Source organism: Paenibacillus hodogayensis, assembly GCF_039536325.1.
Taxonomy (GTDB): Bacteria; Bacillota; Bacilli; order Paenibacillales; family NBRC-103111; genus Paenibacillus_AB; species Paenibacillus_AB hodogayensis.
In genome coordinates this window covers 19,392-45,031 of record NZ_BAAAYO010000009.1, presented here as the reverse complement: position 1 = coordinate 45,031, position 25,640 = coordinate 19,392, and the positions used below count along the sequence as shown (strand labels likewise).

The window sequence follows — 25,640 nt, the reverse complement described above, 5'->3', positions numbered from 1 at the left end:
ACAGGAGGAGTACGGGATGAAAAGACCGATAACCGCCGAAGATTTATACCGGCTCGCATGGGTCGGCGACGCCGCGCCGAGTCCGGACGCCGCCAGCATAGCCTACGTTTCCCGAACCGTCAATGAGGACCGGAGCGGATACCGTTCCCAAATTCATGTGGTCAGGGCGGACGGTTCCGCAGACCGGACGTTCACGGCGGGCGAGCAGGACAGCTCGCCGTCGTGGTCGCCGGACGGGAAGCGAATCGCTTTTATCCGCAAGCGGGGAGACCGTCAGCAGGTGTGGGCGGTTCCCGCGGACGGAGGCGAAGCGTTCGCCCTAACGCCGGACGATATCGAGGTCGGCTCGTTCGCCTGGTCGCCGGACGGTGAACGGCTGCTGCTGAACGGCAAGCCGGCCGGTCAGTCGTCAAAAGGGACCGCCGCGCCCGCGGTTCGGGTGGTCGAGCGGCTCAAATGGCGAGCCGACGGAGAAGGCATCTGGACCGGCTCGGTTACCCGGCTATACGTCTATGCGGTTGACGGCCGGGAGCCGGTGCGGGCCGTGACGGACCCGAGCTTCGACGTACTCACTTCCGTCTGGTCGCCGGACGGAAAGCGGATCGCCTTCGCAGCCAGAAGGCTGGACGGAGAGACGGACCCGGATCGGACTTTGACGCAGGAATTGTTCGCGGTCGATCTGGAAGAGGGATCGCTGCGCAAGCTGACGGAAGCCAGTTACGCGATTCACCGGCTGGCTTTCGTGCCGGACGGCACCCGATTGGCTTTTATAGGCCACGACAGACGGTTTGCCGGCGCCACGCACAACGCTTTGTACGTGATACCGGCAGACGGGGGCGAGGCTTCTCTGCTGAGTGAAGGGCTGGACGTGCACATCGGCAACGCCGTCGTGAACGATATGCGCTCCGCACTGCCGACGCCGCTGCTCGTTAGCCGGGACGGCCAATCGTTCTATGCGCTCGCTTCCGTGCAGGGCGATGTGCAGGTGTACCGTTTCGGCGCGGGCGGCGCGTATGTGCCGATCACGCAAGGAGAACGCGAAGTGTACCATTTCGCCGGACAGCCGGACGACGGAACGCTATGGATCGCCTCCGCCGACGCGCTGTCGCCCGGCGACTTGTACCGCCTGGACCTGCAGACGCGCCATGAAACGCGGCTGACCCGCAGCAACGACGCTTTGTTGGACGATGTCCGGCTGAGCGCTCCCGAACCGTTCCGGACGACGGCGCCTGATGGCGGTGCGCTGCACGGCTGGTATATGAAGCCTGCGGGGGCGGAGGAGGACAGGGGCGGGAAGCCGTATCCGGTCGTCCTTGAAATTCACGGCGGACCGCATGCGATGTACGGCAGCACGTTTATGCTGGAATTTCAGCTGTTGGCCGCGCAAGGGTTCGGCGTCGTCTATGCCAATCCGCGCGGCAGCCACGGCTATGGCCAACGCTTCGCGGACGCCTGCCGCCGCGACTACGGCGGCGGGGACTATATGGACGTGCTGGCGGGCGTCGATTACGTAATCAAGCACGACCCGAACGCGGATGAAACCCGGCTCGGCGTAACCGGGGGCAGCTACGGCGGATTTTTGACGAACTGGATTGTCGGCCATACGAACCGGTTCCGGGCTGCCGTGACGCAGCGCTCGATCTCCAACTGGCTGTCCTTTTACGGCACAAGCGACATCGGTTATTTTTTTGCCGAGGAGGAGATCGGCGGGAGTCCCTGGCGCGATACGGAAGCGTTCTGGAGGCAGTCGCCAATTGCCTATGCGGAAGCCGTGAAAACGCCGCTGCTCATTTTGCACGGGGAGAACGATTTACGCTGCCCGATCGAGCAGGCGGAACAGTTGTACGCCGCGTTGAAGAAGCTCGGCAAGACGACGCAGTTCGTCCGGTTCCCCGAGTCCAGCCACGAATTGTCGCGCAAAGGACATCCGCAGCTGCGAATCGAGCGGCTCAACCGGATCGCGGGCTGGTTTAAGAGCTATTTAAGTTGAACGAAAGCTTGGGAAGCCCGTTTCAATCCGAAAACGACTGCCTTGCCGCTCAGACATCTTGTTCTCAACTCCAAAACTCGCTGCAAGGCAGATCCCTTTCTCCATCTCACTTGGCCATTTTCAGGAAGTGATTTCGTTCAACTTATATTTGGAAAGGAGAGAAGACGTAATCAAACCACAACAAACAAGCGGGGAAAAAGTCGGCATTTCGCAATGGTCGGCCATCGTGCTGGAGACGCTGCGTGCCGGATCGCTGAGCGACGAGCGCATTTTGGCGCTGCTTCGGGAAGGGGACGTCGATTCGCTGCCGTCCTTGCCCGATAAGCTGAACTACGACGAGCTGCTGGAGCTGGCCCGTACCGACTGGGAGACCGTCCGGTCGGCGGTTTCCGAAGGCTACCGCATCAAATACAACACCATTTACGGAATCCGGACGCTCTTGAAGCTCAAATATGAAGCGGAAGCCAATCTGGTCTACGAGCAGGGAGAAGGCTACCTGGATCAAATCCGCCTGACGGATGCGCAGCTGGAGGAGTTCCGGTCGAGTCTTTCCGCGTACTGGTCCATTACGGATCAGGAGCCGCCCGCTGACGGCCGCCGTCTCGTACGTATCGAACTTGGCAAAATCAATGGAAATCCGGAATAGGAGAAGTGGACGCATGTCGAAATTAAACGAATATTTGACCCATAAGCGCAATGCTCTGTTGGAGCGGAGAGAACGGTTCGAGAACGATCCGAACCTGCAGTCCAATACGCTCAAGGCGACCGTTCGGGCGGCAGGGCGCAGCGGGGTGCGCGAGATTCGCATCCGCGATTTTCAGATCATCTCGGACAGCCCCGACGATTTCGCCGGCCACGAGCTCGGCCCGAGCTCGCCGGAATCGCAGCTTGGCGTGCTGGGCAGCTGCATTACGCATATTACGCTGATCCAGGCGGCGGACCGTCAAGTCAAGCTCGATTCGCTGGAGGTGAAGGTGACGGGGGAGATGCATCCTCTGGCCGGACGGCCGGGCTATGAGCATATTCCGATTTGCCCGCACAACATCGAATACACGATCCACATCACTTCCCCTGAATCGGAGGAGACGATCGCCGCGCTGCACGAAGCGGTGGAGAAGGCATGCCCGATTCTCAACCTGCTGAGCAATCCGCAGACGATCCGCAGCCAAGTTCAATTAACGAAAAGCGAGCCGGAATAACCGTCCGCGCAGCCAATAAGCCGGCTTCCCTTCACAGGGGCCGGTTTTTCGTTTGCCGGTGCAGACCCGAAACCGGGCGAACTTTCCTGTTTTGGCCGGTCGGCCGATTGAACAGGGCAAAATATGCTGGACAGCCTCCCCAGTCGGTGTATAATAATGAAATTACGTGTAGCGGAGGCAGACATGGATAGTCCAACAATCAGGCTGGAAGACATCGTTATGGCAAGTCATGTGTTGAAAGACGTTATTACGCATACCCCTTTGCAGCATAACTATATATTGTCGGACAAGTACGGCTGCAACGTCTATCTGAAGCGCGAAGACCTGCAGGTCGTCCGTTCCTTTAAAATCCGCGGAGCCTACAACTTGATGAGCAGTCTGCCGGCGGATAAGCTGGAGAAGGGCGTGGTGTGCGCCAGCGCGGGCAACCATGCGCAAGGCGTCGCTTATTCGTGCCGGACGCTCAAGGTGCGCGGGAATATATTCATGCCGACGACGACGCCGAGGCAAAAGATTTCCCAGGTCAAGCTGTTCGGCGGTCCTTATATCGAAGTCATATTGCGCGGAGATACGTTCGACGACTCGCTTCGCGAAGCGGTGGCGTTCAGCGAACGCGAGGGAATGCAGTTCGTTCATCCTTTCGATCACCGGAAAATTATTGCGGGACAAGGAACGGTCGGTCTGGAGCTGATGACCGATATGCGCGAAACCGTCGATTTCGTCTTCGCGGGAGTCGGCGGAGGCGGTCTTGCGGCCGGAGTCGGAGCGTATATCAAGAGCATCAGCGCCCATACGAAGCTGATCGGCGTCGAGGCCGCGGGGGCTCCTTCGATGCAGCAATCGTTCGAGCAGGGCGAGATCGTTACGCTTGGCGAGATCGACAAGTTCGTCGACGGCACCGCCGTCAAGCGCGTCGGGGAGCTTACTTATGACATTTGCCGCCAGGTGATCGACGATCTCGTCGTCGTCCCCGAAGGCAAGGTGTGCACGACCATTCTGGAGCTGTACAACGAAAATGCGATCGTTGCCGAGCCGGCCGGCGCTTTGTCGATTACGGCTCTGGATCAATACCGCGAACAGATCGCCGGGAAGAACGTCGTCTGCATTATAAGCGGCGGCAACAACGATATCGAAAGAATGCAGGAAATCAAGGAGCGTTCGCTCATCTACGAAGGGCTGAAGCATTATTTTACCGTCCAGTTTCCGCAGCGGGCCGGAGCGCTCCGGGAGTTTCTCGACGAGGTGCTCGGACCGAACGACGACATCACCCGATTCGAATATACGAAGAAAACGAGCAAGGAGAACGGGCCGGCGCTCGTAGGCATCGAGCTGAAACATAAGGACGACTACGGTCCGCTGATCGAACGGATGGCGGCGAAAGGAATCCAGTATGTCGAAATCAATAAAAACCCGACCTTATTCAATCTGCTGATCTGATCGGAACAGTCCGGTCGTTCGCTCTCCGGTTCGCCGGCTTCGCGCGGGATGCGGTTGGACTGCCTATTTTCTTCGCGCGTGGACCTGTCCGATCGGACAGGTCTTTTTTCTTACCGAAACGTTTGCGCAAGATATGCGAAGAAATGTCCGAATCCCGCAATAAATCGGCAGAAACATTCGATAAGTTGCGTTAGAATGATAACGTATTTATTATGCAACGAGGGAGGTATTGGCGTTCCGGCCCGGTTTCATTCGACGAGCTGCTTGCCCGCAGTCCGGTTTTTCAATTTCGCTCTTAACATTTGCGAACACGTGTAATATAATAAACAAGAGTAGAGAGCAAAAGCGAAAAGTCCGGAAAGGAAGAGCACCATATCGATGAAAGTTACGATTAAAGATATTGCCAGAGAGGCCGGAGTCAGCCATCCGACCGTTTCGAAAGCGTTGAACGGCGCGCCGGGCGTCAGCGAAGACATCCGCAAAAAAATCGTCGCCATCGCCAGCCGGATGAATTACGTACCTAACCTGGCCGCCAAAAGGCTTGTCGACCGCAAGACGAATTCGATCGGGCTCATCTGGCCGAAAATCGAAGGACTGTTTTTTTATCATCTGGGCTTGCAAATCCAGAAGGAAGCGGCAAACCGGGGTCTTGACGTAATTATGTCGCTGGCCGAACCGCCGGAAGCGCTGCGCATATTCAACGAGCATTTCGTCGACCAGATCGTGTTCTGGTGCGCTCCCGGATGGCAGCCGTCCGTCGACTTCATCAAGCAGCGGGAACTGTTTCACGGCAATATGCTGCTCATGGGCGGCGGGAGAATGGAACAGACCCATTATATCGGAGTCGACCGCAAATCGGCCGTGTACGAGGCCGTCCGTTATTTGGCCGATCAAGGGCACCGCAAGCTTACGTTTATCGGCAACCGTTCCGACAAGCTGACAGGCTTCACGCAAGGGCTGCTGGAATTTAGACTGGATTACCACGAGCGTTACTTCGTGCCAATCGAGCCGGGAGAGGCCGTCACCGAGGACAGCATGAAGGAGCTGCTGGACGGGGACAACCGTCCTACGGCATTCATCGTGGACAGCCAGACGTATGCCTTCGAGCTGCTCAAGCTGTTTCGTAAACGCAAGATCCGAATCCCGCACGACTATTCGCTCGTCGTATACGACGACATTCCCGAGATGGAACGGATGGATGTGCCGCTTACGACCGTCGGGCCTTCGATCGACAGGCTGGCTTCGTCTGCCCTGGATATATTGACCGATCGCGATGGCAGAGGGGAAAAGAAATGGGCCGATATTGAGATCGGCTGTGAGCTGCATTTGCGCAAATCGGTGAAGACGTTGCGCGACGAACTCGGAGTCGAAAATGCTTGACTGCTAGAGAACACGTGTAATAGAATAAAGTTGCTTCGCTCGGCGAATTTGCTTGGGCAGAAACGACTTTTTGCCTCATCGGAAGGTTAATGTGCAGCAAAAAAGAACACGTGTAAGTGAAATATCTCTAAAAGCCTTTAATAGTAAAGGAAACCGTGTTTTATGTAAGTGCAAATAAAGTTTAACTTGTATCGTTCAAATAAGGGAGGTCTATCTATGAAAATGAAAAAAACGGCTTTAGTTACGGTTGCCACTGCGACTGCCCTCGCGCTGACCGCGTGCTCGTCGGGCGGGTCCGGCAAAACTGAGAACGCTTCCAATACCGGCGGCGGCTCGACGCCGCAAGCCCCGAAGGAAGTGACGCTTAAAATCGGCTTGCCCGGCGCTTATGACATTACGAACAAAAAAATTATCGAAGGCTTTCAGGCCAAATATCCGCACATTAAGCTGGACATCGACGAATCGCCATGGGCCGATTTTACGAAGAAAATCGTGACGAGCATCGCCGGCAACAACCCGCCGGATATTTGGTTCCAGGAAAACGCGGTCATAGTGGGCTACGGCAAACGCGGCGTGGCGGAGAACCTCGAGCCTTACATCAAGCGGGACCTGAAAACGGCCGATTACATCGAAGCGCTGACCGCCGCCAAATCGACGGACGGCAAAGTGTACGGCATACCGCACGGCATCAACTCGACGGCGCTCGCCTACAACAAGAAGCTGTTCCAGGATAACAACGTGCCGCTGCCGACGGACAACTGGACGTATCAGGACATGATCGATGCGGCGAAGAAGCTGACCAAGGATACGGACGGCGACGGCAAAAGCGATATTTTCGGCTTCAACACGGCCAACAGCATCGCGCTCGGCTGGATTCCGTGGATGAAGGCGACCGGCGGCTCCGCGCTCGATTCGTCCATGACGAAGGCGACGTTCACCGATCCGAAGTCGATTGAAGGGCTGACGAAGTGGGCGGATACGATCAACAAGGACAAAATTAGCCCGACGCGCCAGCAGCAAGGGACGATGAAATATTTCGAGGAAGGCAAGGTGGCGATGACCTTCCTTCAAACGTCGCAGCAGGTCAGCCTGAACAAAAACAAGCCCGACCTCGACTGGGATATCGCTAAAATGCCGCTTGGCTATACCGGCAAGCGCTTCGTGCCGATCGTCGTCAACCAATGGCTCATTTATTCGAAGGCCAAAGCGGAAGCGAAGGAAGCGGCGTGGACGTTCCTGCAATATTATTTGAGCGACGAGGCGCAAACCCTTCTGGCGGAAAGCGGCGCGAGCCTGCCGGTGAAGAAGTCGACCCTGGAAGCGTTGGAAAAGCAAACGACGAAACCGCTGAACAAAAAAGCGTTCACCAAAGGCACGGAGGAAGCAGGCGGCACGCTGGACGAAAACCCGACGTGGAACGAATGGCGCGCGGCGGCGACTCCGATCCTGAACGACATTCTGGATGGCAAAACGGCTCCGGAAGCGGGCGCCAAGGAAATCCAACAAAAGGTTCAAACGATTCTCGACGACGACAAATAAATGATTCGAGTGGACCGGGCATCAGCCCGAGGATGAGGTGTTACTATGCGTAAACAAGGTTGGTGGGGCTTCAGCTTCACCCTCCCCTTTCTTTTGCAGCTTGTTGTCTTTTTCATATTCCCGTTCATTTTTTCGCTCTATTTGACTTTTACGAAATGGGACTTGTTCAACCCGCCGACCTGGGTGGGCCTGCGGAACTGGACCCAAATGTTTTCCAACAACGTATTCTGGCTATCGCTGCGCAACATCTTTTATTTCGCGCTGTTGTTCGTGCCGATTCAGACATTCGTCGCCCTGATTCTCGCTTACTTGCTGAATCAGCAAATCCGCGGCAAGGCGCTGTTCCGGGTCGTCTACTTCCTTCCGGTCATCACGCCTTGGGTAGCGGGCGGACTGATCTGGCTCTGGATTTACAATAACGACTACGGCATTCTCAACTGGCTGCTGGAAAGTCTCGGCCTCGAACGGGTCGACTGGATCGGCAGCGACAAATGGTGGCTCGTCATCGGGGCGGTCGCGGTCGTGAACGTATGGAAAGGCGCCGGGTATTCGATGGTGCTGCTGCTTGCGGGCATGCAGAACATCTCGAAGGATATTATGGAAGCCGCCCGCATGGACGGGGCCGGAGGCTGGACGTATTTCACCAAAGTGACGATTCCGATCGTCTCCCCGATGGTGTATATGGTTATGATCCTGTCGACCATTTCTGCATTCCACGGGTTCGACGTCTTTCTCGTCATGCTCAGCGATAAGGGCGACATCAATGCGGTCCACGACCGGAACATGGTGCCGAACATTTTGATCTACCGCGATGCCTTTGTGAACGTGAAGATGGGGGCCGCATCGGCTTGGGCTTGGGCGCTGTTCCTGATTATTCTGCTCGTGACGATGGTCCAGAAGAAAATGGAGAAGAGGTGGGTCCACTATGAATAAACCGTCTCGCGGCTTGCAGTGGGCCGCTTACCTCATTCTGACCGCAGGCGCGTTGATTATGCTCGTGCCTTTCGCGCAGATGGTTTCGACGTCGCTCATGAAGCCTGGCTTCGAGCTGCTTCTGCCTCCGCGGTTCATTCCCGATCCGGTGGAATGGAGCAACTACAAGCGGGTATGGCTGGAGATCAATTTCTTGCGATATACGGCTAACAGCGTGTTCGTGACCGTGCTCGACCTTGTCGGCATGGTAGCCTCCTGCGCACTCGTCGCGTACGGGCTTGCTTTCTTCGAGTTTCGCGGGCGGGGACTTATTTTTCTGGCGATGCTCGGCACGATGATGCTCCCGTCGCAGGTGACGATGATTCCGACCTATTTCATCTGGAAGGAATTCAACCTGCTCAATTCGTACTACCCGCTTATTTTGCGCAGCTTTCTTGGAGGAGCGTTTGGCATCTTCCTGCTGCATCAGTTTTACAAGTCGCTGCCGAAGGAGTTGTACGACGCGGCCTGGGTGGACGGGGCGAATCCGTGGAAGATCTTCTACAAAATTTATTTGCCCTTGACGAAACCGGCGCTCGCCGCCTTGGCCGTCTTCACGTTTATCAGCGCTTGGAACAGCACGCTGGAGCCGCTGATCTACTTGAAGGACAAACATCTGTACACGCTGCAGCTCGGCTTGCTGTTTTTGCGCAACGAGGTGGAAAACAAGACGACGCTCATTATGGCCGGTTCGGTCATAACGCTGCTGCCGGTGCTGATCGTGTTCCTGTTCGCGCAGAAGCAGTTTGTGCAAGGCGTCGCTTCGACAGGACTGAAAGGGTAAGTCAAGGAAAAAGGTAAGCCAAGGAGCGGCGGCGCACCGACTGGCTGCTTGCGCCCGTAGTATGATGCCGGCAACACCGCGACGGACCCGGTATGCCATAGCGCAAGGAAGCGGACATTTCGATCAACGGTATCCACTGCAACGGCCGTTATCGGAATGAACGCGGAATTGCGCATGGCGTACAAGCGCAAAACCGGACTTCGGCTTTGCGCGAACCGCCTCGCGTTGCTCTATATAGCTTTTGGACGACCCGCAATTTTTCACGTATCCGGTACGCCGCGGCGTACCCATTCCAAAACGGAGGGATGAAAATGACGGATTCGCACAAGCTTGAAAACGGTATCAAGGGTATGGAAAGGGAGCAAATGGAACAGAAGGCGTTGCTTGAGGGAGAGGCTGGTGCGGGGTTGACGCGGCGCAAGCTGCTCGCAGCTATAGGCGCGACCGGATTATCCGTAGCAGCGGGGGGCGCTTTCATGCAGCTGCTGACTCCGGGCGCAGCCGCCGCAGCGGGCGTAACCTCCAGCGTGTACGGCATTAGTCCGTCGTTAGCTGGCACCGCCGATCCAGGTTGGGTGAACGTACTCGATTACGGAGCCGTCGGGGACGGCACGACCGACGATACGGCAGCTTTCCAGGCCGCCGCCGTTACCGGCAAGCCGGTGCTGGTACCTGCCGCAGCGTCGTACTACAAGCTGACCGCGTCCGTCTCGCTGACGAACTCGATCTTCGGTGTCGGCATGCCGGAAATCCGCATGGACGGGGCGAATGGCTCGCTCGCGAAGCGGATGTTTATGATCGTCGGCTACCAAGGAGGCGGTCTCACCGTATCCGGGTTGTACTTGAACGGCGGCTATTCTTCGGGCACGCTCGGCGAATGGTCCCACCATATTTACATATCGCACTCGCAGAACGTCTACGTCCATAACAACTGGCTGCACGCTCCGTATGGGGACTGCGTCTACATCGGCTCGGATTACGTCGCTCCAAGCGAGAACGTGCAGGTTCGCGAGAACGTGCTGAGCAACCCGCGCCGCTGTGCGGTAGCGGTCGTATCCGGGCGTAAGGTGTGGATTGAGCGCAACGTCGTCCGCGATCCGTACCCGTACGTATCTGCGATCGATCTGGAGCCGAATACGTCGACGACAGGCTCTGATATCGTCGAGGACGTTTGGATCGAGGACAACGAGTTTTACAGCGAAATTTATTTTGTAAACTCTTACAATCCGAATCCGGCTTATCCGAACAAGCGGATCACGATTGCCGGCAATAAAGGCAAAGCAAGCTACCTGTTCCGCTGCAGCACAACCGCCGGGACGGCTGAAAACGTTACCATCCGCGACAACGAGTTTTACGGCGCCGGGCGGATGATAACGAGCTCGAATGTATTGAAAGGGTTGGAGATATCCGGAAACCGGGACTATTCCACGGGTCCTTCCGGCTGGAATGTGGCCAATGCGACCACTCCGGTCATAGCGGGCAATTTGTTCGACGCGGCTCGCGCGGTCGCCGTCACGTTCCAAAACTGCCAATCGATCCGGTTTGCCGACAATCTCGTCAAAAATCCGGCTTCGTCCGATGGTGCGGTTCGTTTCGCGGGGACAACGGCAACGAGTCGTCACCAAATCGTCGATAACCAAATACTGGGAGGGACGAACGGAGGCTATTTCTTCGGTGCGGTCGTCACCGATTCGCTGTTTGACGGCAACGTCACCGAATGCGCCGTCAAATGCATTCTGGTGGATGCGGCTGCAAGCGGCTCGGATTTGCGGATTACGACTGACAATGTATTCACCGGGGCAGGGGTAGCGGTTTCCGGAGGCGCCAATCTGACCAGATGGACATCGCCGGACATCCAGGCGAAAGGGACGCTCACCGGATGGGCTGCGGCCGTTCCGACTGCCGGCGCATGGAAGAGGGGGAGTCTGCTGTGGAACGTGCAGCCGTCTTCGCTATCGCCGGTCGGCTGGGTATGCGTGACCGACGGGACGCCCGGGATGTGGCTGCCGCTCGGTTCCGCCGGAGGATTGACGAATCAGGCGTTGAAGCTGGCATCGCCGGGAGGAACCGTTTACATTGTAGGCGTAAGCGATTCCGGTGCACTTACCGTATCGCCGGCTTGAGTCGAACCGACAGAGAAAGAGGAGGAAAATAAGAATGGAAACGATTAGCAGAAGAAAGTTGCTCGCTTCGCTCGGGGTTGCGGGAGCGGCGTTGGCGACAGGCAATATCCTGGGTGCGGGAGGAAAGCTAGCGCATGGTCAAAGCGTCAATGAAAGCGTTTACGAAAGTTTGAGTCGCGGAGCGGGTAATTCCTTTCATTGGAAGGATTTGGAGAACATCGACTTCTGCGTAGCCGTGACGCTGGCGGAGCTGAGAAGCGGAGCGGATGCCCGTCCGGACGACGCCTATTACGTGACCGATCCGGGCAAGGAAGGACTGTTTCTACGCGATGCGGCCGATACGTCGAGCGCGGACAATACGGGTACGGTCGTGGTGACGTCCGGGGGCAAGCGGTTCAAGCGGGTAGTCGGCGACACGGTACGCGCCTCCTGGTTCGGGGCCAAAGGGGACGGCACGACCGTCGAAACGCAAGCGCTGCAGAACGCCTTGAACGCAGCCGCCGGCAAGAGGCTTTACATCCCGAAGCAGACCGGGGGCTTCTACTTGTCCGGACAGCTGATTGTACCCGGCGATATTGTCGTGGAGTTCGAGCCGGGCACGATCGTCCAGGCGATCGATACCTTAAACCGCAACGCTCCGTACGAGCGGCTTATTCGGATCAAAAACGTCAAAAATGTACGCATCGAAGGCAACGGCGCGACGTTGAGAATGAATAAGCCGGCTTACCCGTCCGGGGAGCAGGCGCATATTATCGATATCAGCGGGTGCGAGAACGTCACGATCGAGCGTCTCAATGCGAACGACAGCGGCGGCGACGGCTTCTACGTCGGCAACTACGAGTCGACGTTGCCCTACTGCAAAAATATCGTACTGCGCGACTGCACAGCGAGCAACAACCGCAGACAAGGCCTTTCGGTCATCTCCGTGGACGGGTTTCTGGCCGACGGCTGCCAGTTCGTCAAGACATCCGGAACGGCGCCCAAGAGCGGCGTCGACATCGAGCCGAACAACAATTCCGGCAAAGACGTGCTTAAAAACGTCCGGTTTGTCGGCTGCGTGGCGGAAGGCAACGACGGTCGCGGGTTTCTCGTCACTCTTCACCGGATGACGGCTGCCAACGAGCGCGTCGATATTACATTCGAGCAATGCCGCACGAAGGGCAACTCGTTCGGCTCGTCGGTCAACTACGGCGGAGACGGCGTGAAGGCGATCCAAGGCGAAGTGAAATTTATCGATTGCACCGCCGAGAACGAGCAGTACGCCGGTTATTCGGTCTTGTCCAACTCCGCGGAAAGCGTGAAAACGACCTTTGTCCGCTGCCGGGCAGTCGACTGCAACACGGTCAACGCGCCGGAGGACCCTTACGGCTACGGCTCCTCGTTCATCGTGGCGACCGTTCCGCAGCAGGTCCGGGCTTCCATCGGCAACGTATCGTTCAGCGGCTGCGAATCGATCGACTCCCGCCCGACTGCGCAAATCGTTCGCGGCTTTGCGGCTAAGCGCAACGGGACGGAGATCATCCGCAACGTGACGTTCGACGATTGCCGGGTGCTGGGCGGGGCGCAAAGCTTGTACCATATCGATCCGGTCGCGCAGCAGATCGATGCCCGCAGCGTCCCGGCTCCGACCTACGCGTTCACCGCATCCGGCCAGGTTACGCCGAGCCGGATCGGCCATACGCTGACGAACGCCGGCGCTTCCGGATCGGTCGAGCTGACGCTGCCGGTAGCGAAGGAGGGGCATTCGTTCCGCTTTGTCGTGGAGTCTGCCTTCGCCGTCCGGCTCGTGCCGCAAGCGGGAGCTTCGATCCGGAAACCGGTCGGCTCCGGTACGGACGTTCAGTCGGCGAACCCGGGCGATTCGATCACGCTGCTCGGCCGTTCGGACGGCAATTGGAACATTGGCGGCATCGTCGGCGCTTGGTTTTAGATCGCAGGCCGTCTCATTCCGAGATCACAAAACTCCCTCGAATCGTTGGCGATTCGGGAGTTTTTTGTTTGCCGTTTCGGGGCTGTCTGCAACATTTCGGCGAGCGCGGACGTTAGAATAGCAACTCTGGCCAGAGCATACCGGACTTATAAGGAGAGAAACCTCATGAAGAAAGCAGCCATACTTACATCCGCCGCCATACTGTTCGGCAACCTGGCTTTCGGAACGGCTTACGCCTTCAACGACGTCGACGCCGGACAGGCTGCGGCCGTCTCCAGCTTGCAGCAAAAAGGAATCGTCTCGGGTATCGACAACGAGCGTTTTGCGCGGAAGGAAACGATCAGCTACGCGCAAAGCTTGCAAATGATCGTCAAAGCATTCGATTACAATCTGGATACGATGAAATTCGCCAAGCCTCCGGTCGCCTCCGGGCTGTTTGCCCAAGTCCGGGACGACGCATGGTATGCGGACGCGTTCGTTATCGCCTACTACAACAATCTGGACATTCCGCAGGACGTCAACCCCCAGGCAACGGTCACCCGCGAGCAATTCGGCAGCCTGCTGATGCGCGCTCTGGAGAAGAAGGCGAACTTTCCGATGATTAAAATTCATCTCCCGATCGCCGACGAGGCTGCGATTACTCCCGGAAATCAAGGGGCCGTTCAACGGCTGATACATTATAAAATCGCCGAACTGGACAAAACCGGCAGCTTTTTGCCGACGGCCCCGCTGTCCCGCGGAGAAGCCGCCGTCTGGCTGTATAACGCACTGGATGCGGCCGCCAGCCAAACACGCCCTCCGGTAGAAGCGGAGGACATTACGCTCCAGACCGAGAAGGTGAACGACCAAGTCAATAAGGTCACTTTATCCCGGGGCGCCAAGCCAAACGCCGGTTACGGCATTCAGGTTGTCGGCATTCGCTTCGAGCAGGACGGACGGGCCGTTATCCGGTATACGCTGCAAAATCCGCAGCCGGACACGATGTATGCCGAAGTCGTAACGGAGGCGAAGGCCGTCACATACGTGCCAGCCGCCTATAAAGCGGTTCTGGAGGAGGTCGTTTCGAACTGAAGCCGCAGCGGGCGCTGCCTCACATCGTTTATTGCCGGGAACTGCGAATCGCGCAGTTCCTTATTTGCGCCCGGGCGAGCGGCTGGATCAAGCGTGTATTCCCGTTGACGGCTTAAAGCCGGACCGGTACGTCTCGCGATACTGCCCGGGCGTCATTCCCTTCAGTTTCCTGAACGCACGGCGAAGCGAGCGGGCATGATCGAAACCGACCTCGACGGAAATATCGACGATGTCCATGTCGGTCGTGGCCAACAGGCTCGCGGCCCGGCCTACGCGCAACGAGTGAAGATAGTGAACGAACGTCTGGCCCACATGCTGCTTGAAGAGGCGGCTCACATACGATGTATTCCAGTTGTACCGGTCGGCCAGCGTGGTCAGAGACAGCTCCTCGTTATAATGCAGGTGCAAGTAGTTAAGCAGCTCCAGCACGTTGCTCTGCGATTGCACGACTGAGGTGTCCGCTGCCGAAGAGGCGAACAGCGTCCGGGTCAAAAATACGAGGATATCCAGCAGCTTGGAACGCAGAGACGTTTCTTTGGCGAACAGCGTGCTTTCGTATTCCGACTTCATGGAGTCGAACCATCGCTGCATGTAGACGGTCTGATCTTCATCCAGCTCGTAGTGCGAGGGCAGCTGCTGCCCGGTTTGCAGCAAATATTCGCCGAGTGGATGATCGGACGGGCTCAAGAAAAGCAGATTGATGTCGAACATGCAATTATACTTATGAACGGGGGCGTTGTGCACCCGGATTTCATGGATATGATGCGGCAGCAGCAAGGAAACCGTTCCCCGTTTGAAACCGCAAGACTTCCCGTTGACAATCTCCGTACCGGTTCCTTCGACAACGAGGCTAAGCTCCGCGAAATTGTGATGATGGAGCGGGTAATCCCGGACCATGCGCTTCTCCATAATAAAAAGCGGAAGCCGGCTTTTTCCATAAAGATCGTGATTCAAGGAGTCTTCATAGCGGGGGGCGAGAACCATAAAACAGCTCCTTTGCAATCGTTTTCTTTATTGTAGCACAGTGAAATACAAGTGGAAGCCGGTCTCCGGTAAAAAGTGGCCCTCTTGACCTCAATTAATGTCCGCCGCCCGCTGCTGTTCTTCGTTATATTGAAGGAGGTTCGAAAGTATCGGTATAGTAAAGGAGACGAACAGGGCATGAGTAAGAAAAAAGGACGGTACTACGTGGCGCTTTGTCTGCTTGCCGGAACGGTAACGGCACTGCTCGTATCGGCTTGTTCGTCCGGCAGTCAGCCGGGCGCCGCGGATCGGACGGAGCAGAAAGAAAGTAGCACTCCACCCGCTCCGGAGCCGGTCGAGCTGTTTATTTACGGGGGGCGCTACGTATCGGAAGAGGGCTTTATGGAAGCTTACGGCAAGTATATTCAACGGAAATACCCGCATATCCGGTTTACGGTGTACGGAAACAAAAACGCCGCCGACATCGTATCGTCCGGTCAGCCGATCGACATTTTTTACGCCGATCCGATCGCGTACCCTCGGGATGTGGGGCAATTCGGACTGGCTTACGACATGTCCGCGCTGATTAAAGAATTCAAATTCGACCAAAGCCGGCTGTACCCGGGCCCGATTCAGGTTATGCAGGACACCTTCGATAAAGGGGTTACGGGGCTGCCCTTGTCGATGAGGAACGTCGTGCTGCACTATAACAAGGACCTGTTCGACAAGTTCGGTGTAACGCCGCCGCGCGACGGGATGACGTGGGACGAAGTGTACGAGCTGGCCCGCAAGATGACTCGTACAGAGGGCGGGGTTCAGTATCGGGGGATGGATTTCTCCACCCATGTGATCGATTACAACCAGCTGTCGCTCGGATGGATCGATTCGAAGACGGGGCGAGCCAGCGTGAATAATGCGCAATGGAACGAGCTGATCCGCAACTTCGGCCGCTTTTACCAGATTCCGGGCAATGAGGTGGGGACCCCGCAGGCCAAGGAGATTATGGACTGGAACCGGTTCGGGGTGAAGGGGATAACCGCGATGGAAGCGACTACGTTTTATCCCGCCACCGTTACGAAAGATTTGTTCCAAATGGATTACGCTTCGCTTCCTGCGTTTTCGTCCAAGCCCGGCACGGGCTCCCAATCCCCCGCTACCTATATCGGAATCACGTCCAGCGCGAAGCATCCGAAGGAAGCGTTCCGCGTCATCGAGTATTTGCTGTCGGACGAGTTCCAGACAATGCTTTCGCGGCAAGGAACGATCTCTTCGCTGCGTAACAAAGCCGTAAACGACGTATTCGGCGCCGACGTGCCGGAGTTGAAGGGTAAAAACCTGAAGCCGGTCATACCGTCTCAAGCGGCCGCTCCCGCCCCGTTCTCCAAATGGTCGGGCCAAACCCAGGCCAGCTATTGGACGCCTCTGCTGAACGTATTTACGGGCGAGGTTGATCTGAACACGGGGCTGCGGAACATGGAAGAATCGATTAACAAGAAAGTCGACGAATTGAACGCCGCGACCCGCTAAGGACATACGAGTCTCAAAGCATTACTGCTAAAAACTTCCGACGAGGAAGTTTTTTTGCTGCCCACCTCCAGGAGTGGCAGCGGGCTGGCGGCAGCGATGCCGCCGATCATGCGGGACGGGGGCATCCGCCTAACCGGGCGGACTTGTTGGATTGCCGGGCGGATTGTATAATTCTCCTTGTTACCTTAGATTGAAAGGAGGAGCCCCATGACATTCGGAGCCCGGATGCTCAAGACAGGAATCGCTGTCACCTTGGCCTTGTACATAAGTTCTTGGCTCCACTTCACTCCTCCCGTCATTGCCGCGGTTGCGGCGATCTTTGCCATGCAGCCGTCCATTTATCGCTCCTGGCGGTATTTCCTCGACCAGGTCCAGACGAATACGCTCGGGGCGGCCATCGCGCTGCTGGCCGGGATGTATTTCTCCAACGAACCGATCGCCATCGGGGTGTTATGCATTCTGGTCATTATGGTGTGCATCAAATTCAAGATGGAAGAGACGATCGGCTTGACGCTGGTTACGGTCGTTGCCGTGATGGAGGCGTCCGGACAGTGGGACTTTGCCCTGAATCGGTTTCTGCTTAGCCTGATCGGCATCGTCTCGGCATTCGTCATCAATATCGCGTTCCTGCCCCCGAGGCCGAAGGCGCAGTTTCACGAGCAGGTGCGTGCGGTATTTACCCAATTGTCTCTGCTGCTTCGCACGGCCGTATCGGACGAGATGAAGGAGAAGGTATTCCGCGAGCAGAAGCAGGCACTCCAGGACGGCCTAATCTCGCTCGCCGCCAAGTACAAGCTGCTGGAAGAGGAGCACAAGAAGCTGAAGCGCTCCAAGTACCGTCAAACGCGTCAGCTCGTCGTGGACAAGCAGCTGCTGTTCACGCTGCAAAAAGGCTACGAGGTGCTGGAAGCGGTGCACGAGCATTTTTTTCAGGCGGAACGAACGCCGGACATGAACAAGAGCTACGACCGGCACTTGGAGAAAATTATTAAGTATCACGAGCACGTGCTGCTCAAATTCGAGGACAAGCTCAAGTCCGGCAGCCATAACTCGTTTCCGATCGAAGAAGCGAACGACCGGTTTATGCAGCAGGCTACCGACGGCTACCGCGCAAGCAAAGACGGTTCCTTGCGGCTGCTGATCGTGGCGGCGGCCATGTACGACTACGGCCATCAGACGGTCCGTCTGAACCGGATGGTCCGGCACATCGATTCCGCCGAAGCCGAGCGGGAGGAACGCGAGCACGCTTAAGAACGGTTGCGTTATTTGCTCCCTTGCAGGCGCTTGTTCAAGCGATCGGTTTACAAGCTTTGAACGATTTGTTATTATATATCAATATTCAAAGGCGATGACGAGAAGAGTAAGGAAAGACGCGCTTGTCCAGAGAGCTCCGGCAGCTGAGAAGGAGCCAAGAGCGTTTTCCCGAATCAAGCCTCCGAGCCGCATGCCGGAACCTTGACGGGGGATGGCATGACGGGAGCTCCCGTTACAGAGATAAAGTATCGCATGGTTTGCAATGCCGTACTTGAAGAGGTTAATATGGCGACATATTAACGAACCTGGGGTGGTACCGCGAAAATTTCGTCCCCAAGACGACAAGTCTTGGAGGTGAAGTTTTTTTTGTTTTCTTGGCCGTTTAATCCGATTCATTAGGAGGAGTCCCCATTGACCAGAGAGAATGAATATGCAGCGGAAACCGGTATATACCGGCTTATACGCGACGAGCTGGAGGCAGGGGCTTTCGGCAGAGACATGCGCACGCGGTTTCCTCCCGAGCCCAATGGTTATTTGCATATCGGCAACGCCTACGCCATACACACCAATTATACAGTCGCGCAAACGTTCAACGGAACGTTCCATCTCCGTTTTGACGATACGAATCCTTTGAAAGAAAACGCGGAGTACGCCAACGCGATTATCGAGGATCTCCACTGGCTCGGGTATGATCCGGGAGGCCATATTTACTACGGCTCGGACTACTCGGAGCAAATATGCCGGGCCGCCGTCTTCCTGATCGAGCGCGGCAAAGCGTATGTCTGCGATCTCGGTCCGGAGGAACTGGCGGAATACCGAGGAACCTTGACGGAGCCGGGAAGGGAAAGCCCGTACCGGAACCGTTCCGTCGAGGAGAACCTGGAGCTCTTTGCCGGCATGAAACAAGGCGCTTACCCGGCTTCCTCCAAGATTTTGCGCGCGAAAATCGACATGGGTTCCCCGAACATCAATTTGCGCGACCCGGTGTTGTACCGGATTATCGACGCCGAGCACTACCGCACGGGCCGGCAATGGAACATTTACCCGATGTACGACTTTGCCCATCCGATCCAGGACGCGATCGAAGGCATCACGTATTCGTTATGTTCCATCGAATTCAAAGACCACCGGCCGTTGTACGAATGGGTATTGAACGAGCTGCAAATCCCCGAGCCTCCGCGGCAAAGAGAATTCGGCCGGCTCAGCTTGACGGGCGTCGTGACGAGCAAACGGTTTTTGCGGCAGCTTGTCGAAGGAGGCTACGTGGAAGGCTGGGACGATCCGCGACTTCCGACGCTGCGCGGCTTCCGTCGAAGAGGCTTCACGCCGGACAGCATCCGCGGCTTTCTCGAAGAGATCGGCACCATCCGCACCCGCAGCACCGTAGATATCGCGCTGCTTGATCACTGTCTCAGGCAGGATTTGAAGCGGAAGGCGATGAGCGTCATGGCTGTTTTGCGGCCATTGAAGGTGGTCATTACCAACTACCCGGAGGGCGGTTCGGAGCTTGTCCGCATAGAGAATAACGCCGAGAACGAGGAGCTGGGCAAACGGGACGTTCCGTTCTCCGGAACGATCTATATCGAGCGGGATGATTTTATGGAACACCCCGTTCCGGGATTCCACCGGCTGAGCCCGAATGCCGAGGTACGGCTGAAGGGCGCGTACTTCATCAAATGCGAGGAAGCAGTCAAGGACCCGGCTACCGGCGATATAACGGAGCTGCGCTGCACCTACGACCCGCAGACGAAGAGCGGCACAGGCTTTACCGGGCGCAAAGTAAAGGGGACGATTCATTGGGTATCGGCGGAGAATGGCGTAAAGGCGGACATTCATCTGTACGAGAAGCTGCTGTTGGAGGGAGATATTCCGCAGGACGGCAGCTGGTCCGATACGATTAACCCGGACTCGCTCATCGTCGTTGGCGGCGCCCTGCTGGAGCCTTCCGTCCAACAGGCGGGGCCGGAGCAAAGGTTTCAGTTTTTCCGTCATGGCTATTTTGCCGCAGATTCGGTCCGAACGGTCGGCGAGCGGCTTTCGTTTAACCGGATCGTACCGCTCAAGGACAGCTGGAACAAAAAATGATTCGCGCCAGCCGATTCGGGGTAATGGATGCAAGACATAAGAAATGCGGGGGGAGGCCAATGCCGGATATGGAGGTATTAGATCACCAGGTTTTATTTGAGCATGTGTACAAAAACGCCCCGATCGGCGTAGCATTAATCTCGATAGACCGGAAGTGGATCAGTGTCAATCCTGCGGTGTGCCGTATGTTCGGGAGTTCGGCGGAGGAAATGATGTCGCTTCCGGCGGTAGACTTTATCGATCCGGACGAGAAGGACGAATATTTGCTGCGGAGCCTGCTGGAGGGCGATACGACCACTTTCGAATTCGAGCGGAACTATATGCACCGCAAAGGCAGCCGCCTGTCTGCCTCTCTGCATATCTCGCTCGTACGCGACGAAAACGACGGGGAACCGCTGTTCTTCATCTCGCAAGTCATCGACATCACGAGGAGCAAGGTGGTCGAGCAGAAGCTGCAGGAGAGCATCGAACGTTACACGTCGCTGAAGAAGTACAATCACGATGCGATCATTTCGTTCGCTCTGGACGGCATCATCATCAACGGCAACCAGATGGCCGAAATATTGACGGGGTACCAGATCGAAGAACTGGTAGGAACGAGCATCTCAGCGATAATCGGCAAAAATAACGTGGCGGAGGCGCTCTCCGCTTCGTTCGAATACAGCGCCGTCGAGAAGTCGATCAACTTCATCCGAAAAAAGGACGGCCGGTCCGTCGAGGTGCTGACCACCCTGGCGCCGATCATCATTCATAATCAAAATGTCGGGTTCTACATGATCGCCAAAGACATGACGGAGCAGAAGCGGCTGATCATCGAGAAGGAAGCCGCCGAGAAAACGAATAAAGCGAAAAGCGAGTTTCTGGCGATGATGAGCCATGAAATCCGCACTCCGATGACGGGCGTCATCGGCATGACCGATCTGCTGCTGGCGACGGCACTGGATGCGGAGCAGCAGGAGTACGTGGAAAATATCAAAAAAAGCGGCAGTACGCTGCTTGCGATCATCAACGATATATTGGATTTTTCCAAAATCGAATCAGGCAAGGCGGAATTGAGCCTGGCACCGTTCAGCGTAAGAGCCGTCGTCTCCGAATCGTTGAATATTATGCTGCCCAAAGCGCTGGAAAAAAACTTGGGCATGAACGCATCGATCGAATCCGACGTGCCGGGATTTGTGCTCGGTGATGCGACGAAGCTGCGGCAGGTGCTGACGAACTTGCTCGGCAATGCCGTCAAGTTTACGGTCGAAGGCGGGATTGCGATCTCCGTCGAATGCGAGGACGAGGAGGACGGCGATGCCTGTCTGCGGTTCTCCGTTCGCGATACAGGCGTTGGCGTCCCGGAAGGAAAGGCGGCTTATTTGTTCGAGCCGTTTTATCAGGCCGATCATTTCATGACCCGCAAGGCGGAAGGAACGGGGCTCGGCTTGGCGATCTGCAAGAAGCTCGTGCAGCTGCTTGGCGGCGACATCAGCTACGAGCCCGGGCCGGGAAGGCACGGCTCGGTCTTTGCCTTCACCGCTCGCTTTCCGGTCCATAAGCTTCCCGATTCCGAGGAACGCGAGGGCTTGGACGGCGGGGACGACGGGATGCTGTACCCGCTGCAAATATTGATTGCCGAAGACAATGAAGTGAATCAGTTCGTTTTGAAAAAAATGGTCGAGAAGCTCGGCTACAGCGTCAAGGTCGTTCCTAACGGCGAAGAGGCGGTGGAGGCGGCAGCACGGCGTTCGTACAACATCATTTTTATGGATGTGCAGATGCCGGGCATGGACGGCATCGAAGCTACGCGGCTCATCAAGCGGATGGGAAGTCCGTACAAAAGGCCCTTTATCGTAGCCGTTACGGCGCACGCGATGAAGGGCGACAGCGAGAAATATTTGGCGGCGGGAATGGACGAATATATAAGCAAGCCGATCGGAATCGGGGCCGTCTCGTCGATTATCGACAAATATTTGAAACTCCAAAACACACCCGTATAGGGTGTGTTTGCTTTCATTCCTGAACCGTTCTCCGACTAACGGTAATATCCGGTCCGTACTTTTGCGTCAGGGCCGGCAGACGGTCCACAATAAACCAATACAACTCCCGCCGGTTTTGATTGGTAGGCCGCAGTGTCTCTTGAACTTGTCCGTTCCACACGATATCCAGCACAATCACAACCCACACCTCCCACCTGTTTGCAAAGTCAGGTCTGAAAAGGATTCCGTTCTGACTTTGTACCCGAATATCCTTATTATACACCCCATTGTTTAAGCGGATATTAACGCCATGTTGCTATTTTTTTAATTAATATCATTAAATATTAATGTTGTCAATCGCCTAAAAGGTATTATGTGCCGAAGAGAATATGAAACGGATAAGAGACCTAGAAGTTTTAACGAGGAAGATGGGCGAGCCGAAAGGGGAGGCTGACGGCACGAACATGATTGAAGGGGGAGAGGGCGCGGAGAACGCCCTCTTTTTAAGACAGGAGGAAGAATGGTTTTTCAGAGAAGCTGGACTGTGATGACGCATTTTTTATTTATCGGAAAGCGCTTTCTTTTATTGACTTGCAATGTAAACATTAATATTTTCCTCGGATTCGCGCAAAGCGGTGTTAATATCCTTTGCCCCTTTCACAACCGAATTCATGGATTCCAGTATGATTTGTTTTGCACGAGCGTCATACTTCGTAACCGGAAAAGGCTTGGAAGGCTGAGACAAGAAAGCGGCTTTCAAGTTTTTCCCTTTCGTGAAATCCAAAGATTTTCCGAATTCCTCTTCAATGTCTTTACCGGTCAAGGTCGGAATGCGGCCGACGCGGGCAATCTCTTTTTGCACGTCTTCGGACAGGAGGGTGGCCAGCACTTGGAACGCTTGATCTTTATATTTGCTTTGCTTTGTTATATGCAAAATGTACTCATCTACCTGCATACCCGTATTTGGCAGCTCTTTAAACGAAGGATACTGAACGATATCCCAGTTCAATTTTTTCTCATCCTTCAAATTGGATAACAGATTCAGCGAGGGATACATCGCCAGCGTCTCGTCTTTGGCAAATTGATTGATGGCGTTGCCGGAAAGCTTCACTTCTCCGTTTCCGGGAATTTCATATATTTTCTTCAGCAAATCGAACACATTTTTCCAGCTATCGGTATTCACTGAAGCCTTATTCGTTTTTGGATCTACGTAACCGAGGGACAAGACGGATGATACTCTGACGGCTCCATCCGGTTCAAGTCCGCGATATTGAACGCCACCCTCATTGCGGGTAAGCTTTTTGGCCAGCTCATAGGTTTCTTCCCAGGTCATTCCGTTGCGCGGATAGGCTACGCCGAACTTATCGAAGATCGTTTTATTGTAATAGTTCGCATAAAAATGCATGGTCCACGGAAGCCCGGTCAAATAATCCGTCTGACTGACGATTTTCACCGCATCCACTGCGGTCTTGTTCAATCGAGTGAGATCAAAACCGTGTTTTTTGATCAAGGGCTCGATATTTTCTTCCAAGCCTCTGCCCATATACCGCTCCATGAGGGGGGAGGCGGTCATCACCAAATCGGGAATTTGATCGGCTGCTATCAGTTCGTCTAGCGTTTGGCCTTTTGCCGCCAAATTAAAAATTTCAAACGAAATATGCGGATATCGTTTTTTGACCGGCTCCTCGATATACTGTTTAAACTCGGCTTCCTGCACCCAATTGTAGGGGAGTGCGATCCGCAGCGTTACCGGATTGGTGCTAATCGAAAGAGGCTCGTTTTGAACGGCTTTCCCGGCCTTCTCTGTTTGCTGACCACCACAGCCACTTAACAAGAAACACATCATGGCTACACTAAGGACAACGGCTTGCTTCTCATGTTTTTTACGCAAATGGAACCCTCCTAGTATTTTTTTCCCAATCTGGTTTTCAAGAGCAATCAACAGTGGGGGAGCGACGTGCATTCCGCCGCTTCTCGTCAATTGCAATGCTAACGAATTTCCTGCGCTCGGTCGGAATTACGCGCCGCCGAGGTCCAAGGAAGCACGGATGCTGCGAAACACATCATAAGTGCGTCTGGCGCATTCCGAGATGGAGATGGGGTGGAAGCCGATCAATTCCGCGTATAGCGTATCGTTTAGCGGCTGTACCCAGTTTGCCGGCAGCTTGCTTGCGCCAAGCGTAGCGCCCATGATGGAGCCTACGGTTGCTCCATTGCAATCGGTATCCCAGCCGCCAAGCACGGAAGTGGCGATGGCGGTTTGGAAATCGCCTTTGGCGAAAATAAGGGAAGCAGCGACTAGAGCGGCGTTGTTGTTCGTGTGGACAGGGTGATAGTGCTTGAACGTCTCCCAAATGCGATCGACAAGCTGGACCTGATCCTTTGCTTCCTTGGCTATCGATATCGCAAGTTCGATGTCGTGCGAAAGTCTGCAATTGCGCGGAATTTCGCTTAGCCCGATACGCACGATACGCTCCGGATCGCTTTCGACGAAAGCGGCAGCGATCATGGCTGCACAGAACATTTCCCCGTATATGCCGTTCTTTACATGCGATAAAGAAGCATCGCGCCAAGCAAGATCGGCAGCCAGTTCGGGGTTTCCGGCTGCGCCGTAAGCGAAGCCGTCGGCGCGAATTTGCGCTCCAATCCATTCCCGGTATGGATTCAAATACGTGCGCACCCAATCTTTGCGGGAGTTCCAGTCGTCCGGTCTTTGTCCTTTTTGATGAGAAGTCGCATGCGCGAAATTCAAATAAGCTTGCGTCTCTGCGGTACAAACCTGTCTATAGACGAGCCGTCTGTGCCACAATTTTCCGATGTCGAACGAATCGAAGGTAAGCCCTTTCTCTTCCAGCATAATCAAGCCGAGCACGGTGTAGCGTATATCGTCGTCCGTTTCCATGAAACGGATGCGTTCTCTCGTGCTTCTCAAGCTGGCGGAGGCAAGCGCCAAGCCATGCTCCTTCTCCGCGCGGGATTCGATTGGAGTATATCCGCGAATCGGCCAGGCATCGGCCCCTTCGAACCAAAGCTGTACGTTGCGCCATCCCGGATTGCTCTCAGTTCCGCCCATGTAGTGCCATGTCTCCAAGGGTTTGCCTAGTGCGCAGCCGGCGCTACGGCCGAGCCATGCGCCATAAAATTTGTCCTGCCATTGCGCCTCATCCAGCGAATCGTTCAGCTTGCGCGGACCGTCAGGCCTCAGAGTACGAATATCCTCCAGTTCCGACGGCTCCTCGTAAGGAAAATCGCTTCGAGTTGGAAGCGCTGCCAATTCGTTGTAAAGAGCCATCAATTGCGCCTCATCCGTCCCTGCTGCCGCGACCTTCTCGGCGTAGCCGTCGACGTCGCAGCCTTCCTGATTTCGTTGCACGACTTCTTTTTTTACCAATTCATCTAGTGACGTCCAACCCGCCATATGAATG

The 25,640-nt window shown here is 55.7% G+C and carries 19 protein-coding genes and 1 other annotated feature; of the genes, 15 read left to right on the top strand and 4 right to left on the bottom strand.

What is annotated here, in order from left to right; genetic code table 11:
• The first annotated feature begins 16 nt into the window (after window positions 1-16).
• The 11 genes from ABD796_RS18750 to ABD796_RS18700 all read left to right on the top strand — a co-directional run bounded on the left by ABD796_RS18750 (window position 17) and on the right by ABD796_RS18700 (window position 14,425).
• Window positions 17-1,990: a S9 family peptidase gene (locus ABD796_RS18750; RefSeq protein WP_344910416.1), complete on the top strand. Its 1,974-nt coding sequence runs from the start codon at window positions 17-19 to the stop codon at window positions 1,988-1,990.
• 127 nt (window positions 1,991-2,117) lie between these two features.
• Window positions 2,118-2,636, top strand: a complete 519-nt coding sequence (locus ABD796_RS18745; RefSeq protein ID WP_344910414.1) for a hypothetical protein — start codon at window positions 2,118-2,120, stop codon at window positions 2,634-2,636.
• A gap of 13 nt (window positions 2,637-2,649) precedes the next feature.
• Complete coding sequence (locus ABD796_RS18740; protein ID WP_344910412.1) at window positions 2,650-3,189, top strand: OsmC family protein; 540 nt, start codon at window positions 2,650-2,652, stop codon at window positions 3,187-3,189.
• A 183-nt stretch (window positions 3,190-3,372) separates the two neighbouring features.
• Window positions 3,373-4,626 carry a threonine ammonia-lyase IlvA gene (gene ilvA / locus ABD796_RS18735; protein ID WP_344910410.1) on the top strand — a complete coding sequence of 418 codons (1,254 nt, stop codon included), beginning with the start codon at window positions 3,373-3,375 and terminating at the stop codon, window positions 4,624-4,626.
• Between the two features lie 378 nt (window positions 4,627-5,004).
• Window positions 5,005-6,006 (top strand): LacI family DNA-binding transcriptional regulator, encoded by a 1,002-nt coding sequence (locus ABD796_RS18730; protein WP_344910408.1) that lies wholly within the window; start codon window positions 5,005-5,007, stop codon window positions 6,004-6,006.
• A 216-nt stretch (window positions 6,007-6,222) separates the two neighbouring features.
• Window positions 6,223-7,545 carry an ABC transporter substrate-binding protein gene (locus tag ABD796_RS18725; RefSeq protein WP_344910406.1) on the top strand — a complete coding sequence of 441 codons (1,323 nt, stop codon included), beginning with the start codon at window positions 6,223-6,225 and terminating at the stop codon, window positions 7,543-7,545.
• A 45-nt stretch (window positions 7,546-7,590) separates the two neighbouring features.
• Window positions 7,591-8,478: a carbohydrate ABC transporter permease gene (locus ABD796_RS18720; protein WP_344910403.1), complete on the top strand. Its 888-nt coding sequence runs from the start codon at window positions 7,591-7,593 to the stop codon at window positions 8,476-8,478.
• Window positions 8,471-9,301, top strand: a complete 831-nt coding sequence (locus ABD796_RS18715; RefSeq protein ID WP_344910401.1) for a carbohydrate ABC transporter permease — start codon at window positions 8,471-8,473, stop codon at window positions 9,299-9,301. The genes ABD796_RS18720 and ABD796_RS18715 overlap by 8 nt, the downstream gene beginning before the upstream one ends.
• A 311-nt stretch (window positions 9,302-9,612) precedes the next feature.
• Window positions 9,613-11,424: a right-handed parallel beta-helix repeat-containing protein gene (locus tag ABD796_RS18710; RefSeq protein WP_344910399.1), complete on the top strand. Its 1,812-nt coding sequence runs from the start codon at window positions 9,613-9,615 to the stop codon at window positions 11,422-11,424.
• A gap of 34 nt (window positions 11,425-11,458) precedes the next feature.
• Window positions 11,459-13,354: a right-handed parallel beta-helix repeat-containing protein gene (locus ABD796_RS18705; protein WP_344910397.1), complete on the top strand. Its 1,896-nt coding sequence runs from the start codon at window positions 11,459-11,461 to the stop codon at window positions 13,352-13,354.
• Window positions 13,355-13,519: 165 nt separating this feature from the next.
• Window positions 13,520-14,425 carry an S-layer homology domain-containing protein gene (locus ABD796_RS18700; RefSeq protein WP_344910395.1) on the top strand — a complete coding sequence of 302 codons (906 nt, stop codon included), beginning with the start codon at window positions 13,520-13,522 and terminating at the stop codon, window positions 14,423-14,425.
• An 87-nt stretch (window positions 14,426-14,512) separates the two neighbouring features.
• Here the strand turns inward: ABD796_RS18700 and ABD796_RS18695 are convergent, their stop codons facing one another.
• A complete protein-coding gene (locus ABD796_RS18695; RefSeq protein ID WP_344910393.1) occupies window positions 14,513-15,409 on the bottom strand; it encodes an AraC family transcriptional regulator in 897 nt (298 codons plus the stop codon).
• Window positions 15,410-15,586: 177 nt separating this feature from the next.
• Here ABD796_RS18695 and ABD796_RS18690 point away from each other — a divergent pair, with 177 nt between their 5' ends.
• The 4 genes from ABD796_RS18690 to ABD796_RS18675 all read left to right on the top strand — a co-directional run bounded on the left by ABD796_RS18690 (window position 15,587) and on the right by ABD796_RS18675 (window position 22,236).
• Window positions 15,587-16,915, top strand: a complete 1,329-nt coding sequence (locus ABD796_RS18690) for an extracellular solute-binding protein (RefSeq protein WP_344910391.1) — start codon at window positions 15,587-15,589, stop codon at window positions 16,913-16,915.
• A gap of 207 nt (window positions 16,916-17,122) precedes the next feature.
• Window positions 17,123-18,166 carry an FUSC family protein gene (locus tag ABD796_RS18685; RefSeq protein WP_344910389.1) on the top strand — a complete coding sequence of 348 codons (1,044 nt, stop codon included), beginning with the start codon at window positions 17,123-17,125 and terminating at the stop codon, window positions 18,164-18,166.
• Between the two features lie 88 nt (window positions 18,167-18,254).
• Window positions 18,255-18,507, top strand: a binding site (T-box leader).
• 73 nt (window positions 18,508-18,580) lie between these two features.
• Window positions 18,581-20,254 (top strand): glutamine--tRNA ligase/YqeY domain fusion protein, encoded by a 1,674-nt coding sequence (locus tag ABD796_RS18680; RefSeq protein ID WP_344910387.1) that lies wholly within the window; start codon window positions 18,581-18,583, stop codon window positions 20,252-20,254.
• Window positions 20,255-20,322: 68 nt separating this feature from the next.
• Window positions 20,323-22,236 carry a PAS domain S-box protein gene (locus ABD796_RS18675; protein ID WP_344910385.1) on the top strand — a complete coding sequence of 638 codons (1,914 nt, stop codon included), beginning with the start codon at window positions 20,323-20,325 and terminating at the stop codon, window positions 22,234-22,236.
• 13 nt (window positions 22,237-22,249) lie between these two features.
• Here ABD796_RS18675 and ABD796_RS18670 read toward each other — a convergent pair whose 3' ends face one another.
• The 3 genes from ABD796_RS18670 to ABD796_RS18660 all read right to left on the bottom strand — a co-directional run bounded on the left by ABD796_RS18670 (window position 22,250) and on the right by ABD796_RS18660 (window position 25,633).
• Entirely contained in the window at window positions 22,250-22,414 is a 165-nt protein-coding gene (locus ABD796_RS18670; protein ID WP_344910382.1) for a mechanosensitive ion channel protein MscL, read from the bottom strand.
• A 384-nt stretch (window positions 22,415-22,798) separates the two neighbouring features.
• On the bottom strand, window positions 22,799-24,178 hold the full coding sequence (locus tag ABD796_RS18665) for an ABC transporter substrate-binding protein (protein WP_344910380.1): 1,380 nt from the start codon (window positions 24,176-24,178) through the stop codon (window positions 22,799-22,801).
• A 54-nt stretch (window positions 24,179-24,232) separates the two neighbouring features.
• The gene (locus ABD796_RS18660) at window positions 24,233-25,633 is read right to left on the bottom strand and encodes an ADP-ribosylglycohydrolase family protein (RefSeq protein WP_344910378.1); all 1,401 of its coding nucleotides are present in this window, start codon (window positions 25,631-25,633) and stop codon (window positions 24,233-24,235) included.
• Window positions 25,634-25,640: the final 7 nt, after the last annotated feature.

What these genes read in the sequence shown, in the direction of transcription:
- ABD796_RS18725 (WP_344910406.1), top strand. Translation starts at nt 6,223, where the DNA reads ATGAAAATGAAAAAAACGGCTTTAGTTACGGTTGCCACTGCGACTGCC.
- ABD796_RS18720 (WP_344910403.1), top strand. Translation starts at nt 7,591, where the DNA reads ATGCGTAAACAAGGTTGGTGGGGCTTCAGCTTCACCCTCCCCTTTCTT.
- ABD796_RS18740 (WP_344910412.1), top strand. Translation starts at nt 2,650, where the DNA reads ATGTCGAAATTAAACGAATATTTGACCCATAAGCGCAATGCTCTGTTG.
- ABD796_RS18750 (WP_344910416.1), top strand. Translation starts at nt 17, where the DNA reads ATGAAAAGACCGATAACCGCCGAAGATTTATACCGGCTCGCATGGGTC.
- ABD796_RS18685 (WP_344910389.1), top strand. Translation starts at nt 17,123, where the DNA reads ATGACATTCGGAGCCCGGATGCTCAAGACAGGAATCGCTGTCACCTTG.
- ABD796_RS18690 (WP_344910391.1), top strand. Translation starts at nt 15,587, where the DNA reads ATGAGTAAGAAAAAAGGACGGTACTACGTGGCGCTTTGTCTGCTTGCC.
- ABD796_RS18675 (WP_344910385.1), top strand. Translation starts at nt 20,323, where the DNA reads ATGGAGGTATTAGATCACCAGGTTTTATTTGAGCATGTGTACAAAAAC.
- ABD796_RS18665 (WP_344910380.1), bottom strand. Translation starts at nt 24,178, where the DNA reads ATGCACGTCGCTCCCCCACTGTTGATTGCTCTTGAAAACCAGATTGGG.
- ABD796_RS18705 (WP_344910397.1), top strand. Translation starts at nt 11,459, where the DNA reads ATGGAAACGATTAGCAGAAGAAAGTTGCTCGCTTCGCTCGGGGTTGCG.
- ABD796_RS18715 (WP_344910401.1), top strand. Translation starts at nt 8,471, where the DNA reads ATGAATAAACCGTCTCGCGGCTTGCAGTGGGCCGCTTACCTCATTCTG.
- ABD796_RS18695 (WP_344910393.1), bottom strand. Translation starts at nt 15,409, where the DNA reads ATGGTTCTCGCCCCCCGCTATGAAGACTCCTTGAATCACGATCTTTAT.
- ABD796_RS18730 (WP_344910408.1), top strand. Translation starts at nt 5,005, where the DNA reads ATGAAAGTTACGATTAAAGATATTGCCAGAGAGGCCGGAGTCAGCCAT.
- ABD796_RS18660 (WP_344910378.1), bottom strand. Translation starts at nt 25,633, where the DNA reads ATGGCGGGTTGGACGTCACTAGATGAATTGGTAAAAAAAGAAGTCGTG.
- ABD796_RS18700 (WP_344910395.1), top strand. Translation starts at nt 13,520, where the DNA reads ATGAAGAAAGCAGCCATACTTACATCCGCCGCCATACTGTTCGGCAAC.
- ilvA (WP_344910410.1), top strand. Translation starts at nt 3,373, where the DNA reads ATGGATAGTCCAACAATCAGGCTGGAAGACATCGTTATGGCAAGTCAT.
- ABD796_RS18710 (WP_344910399.1), top strand. Translation starts at nt 9,613, where the DNA reads ATGACGGATTCGCACAAGCTTGAAAACGGTATCAAGGGTATGGAAAGG.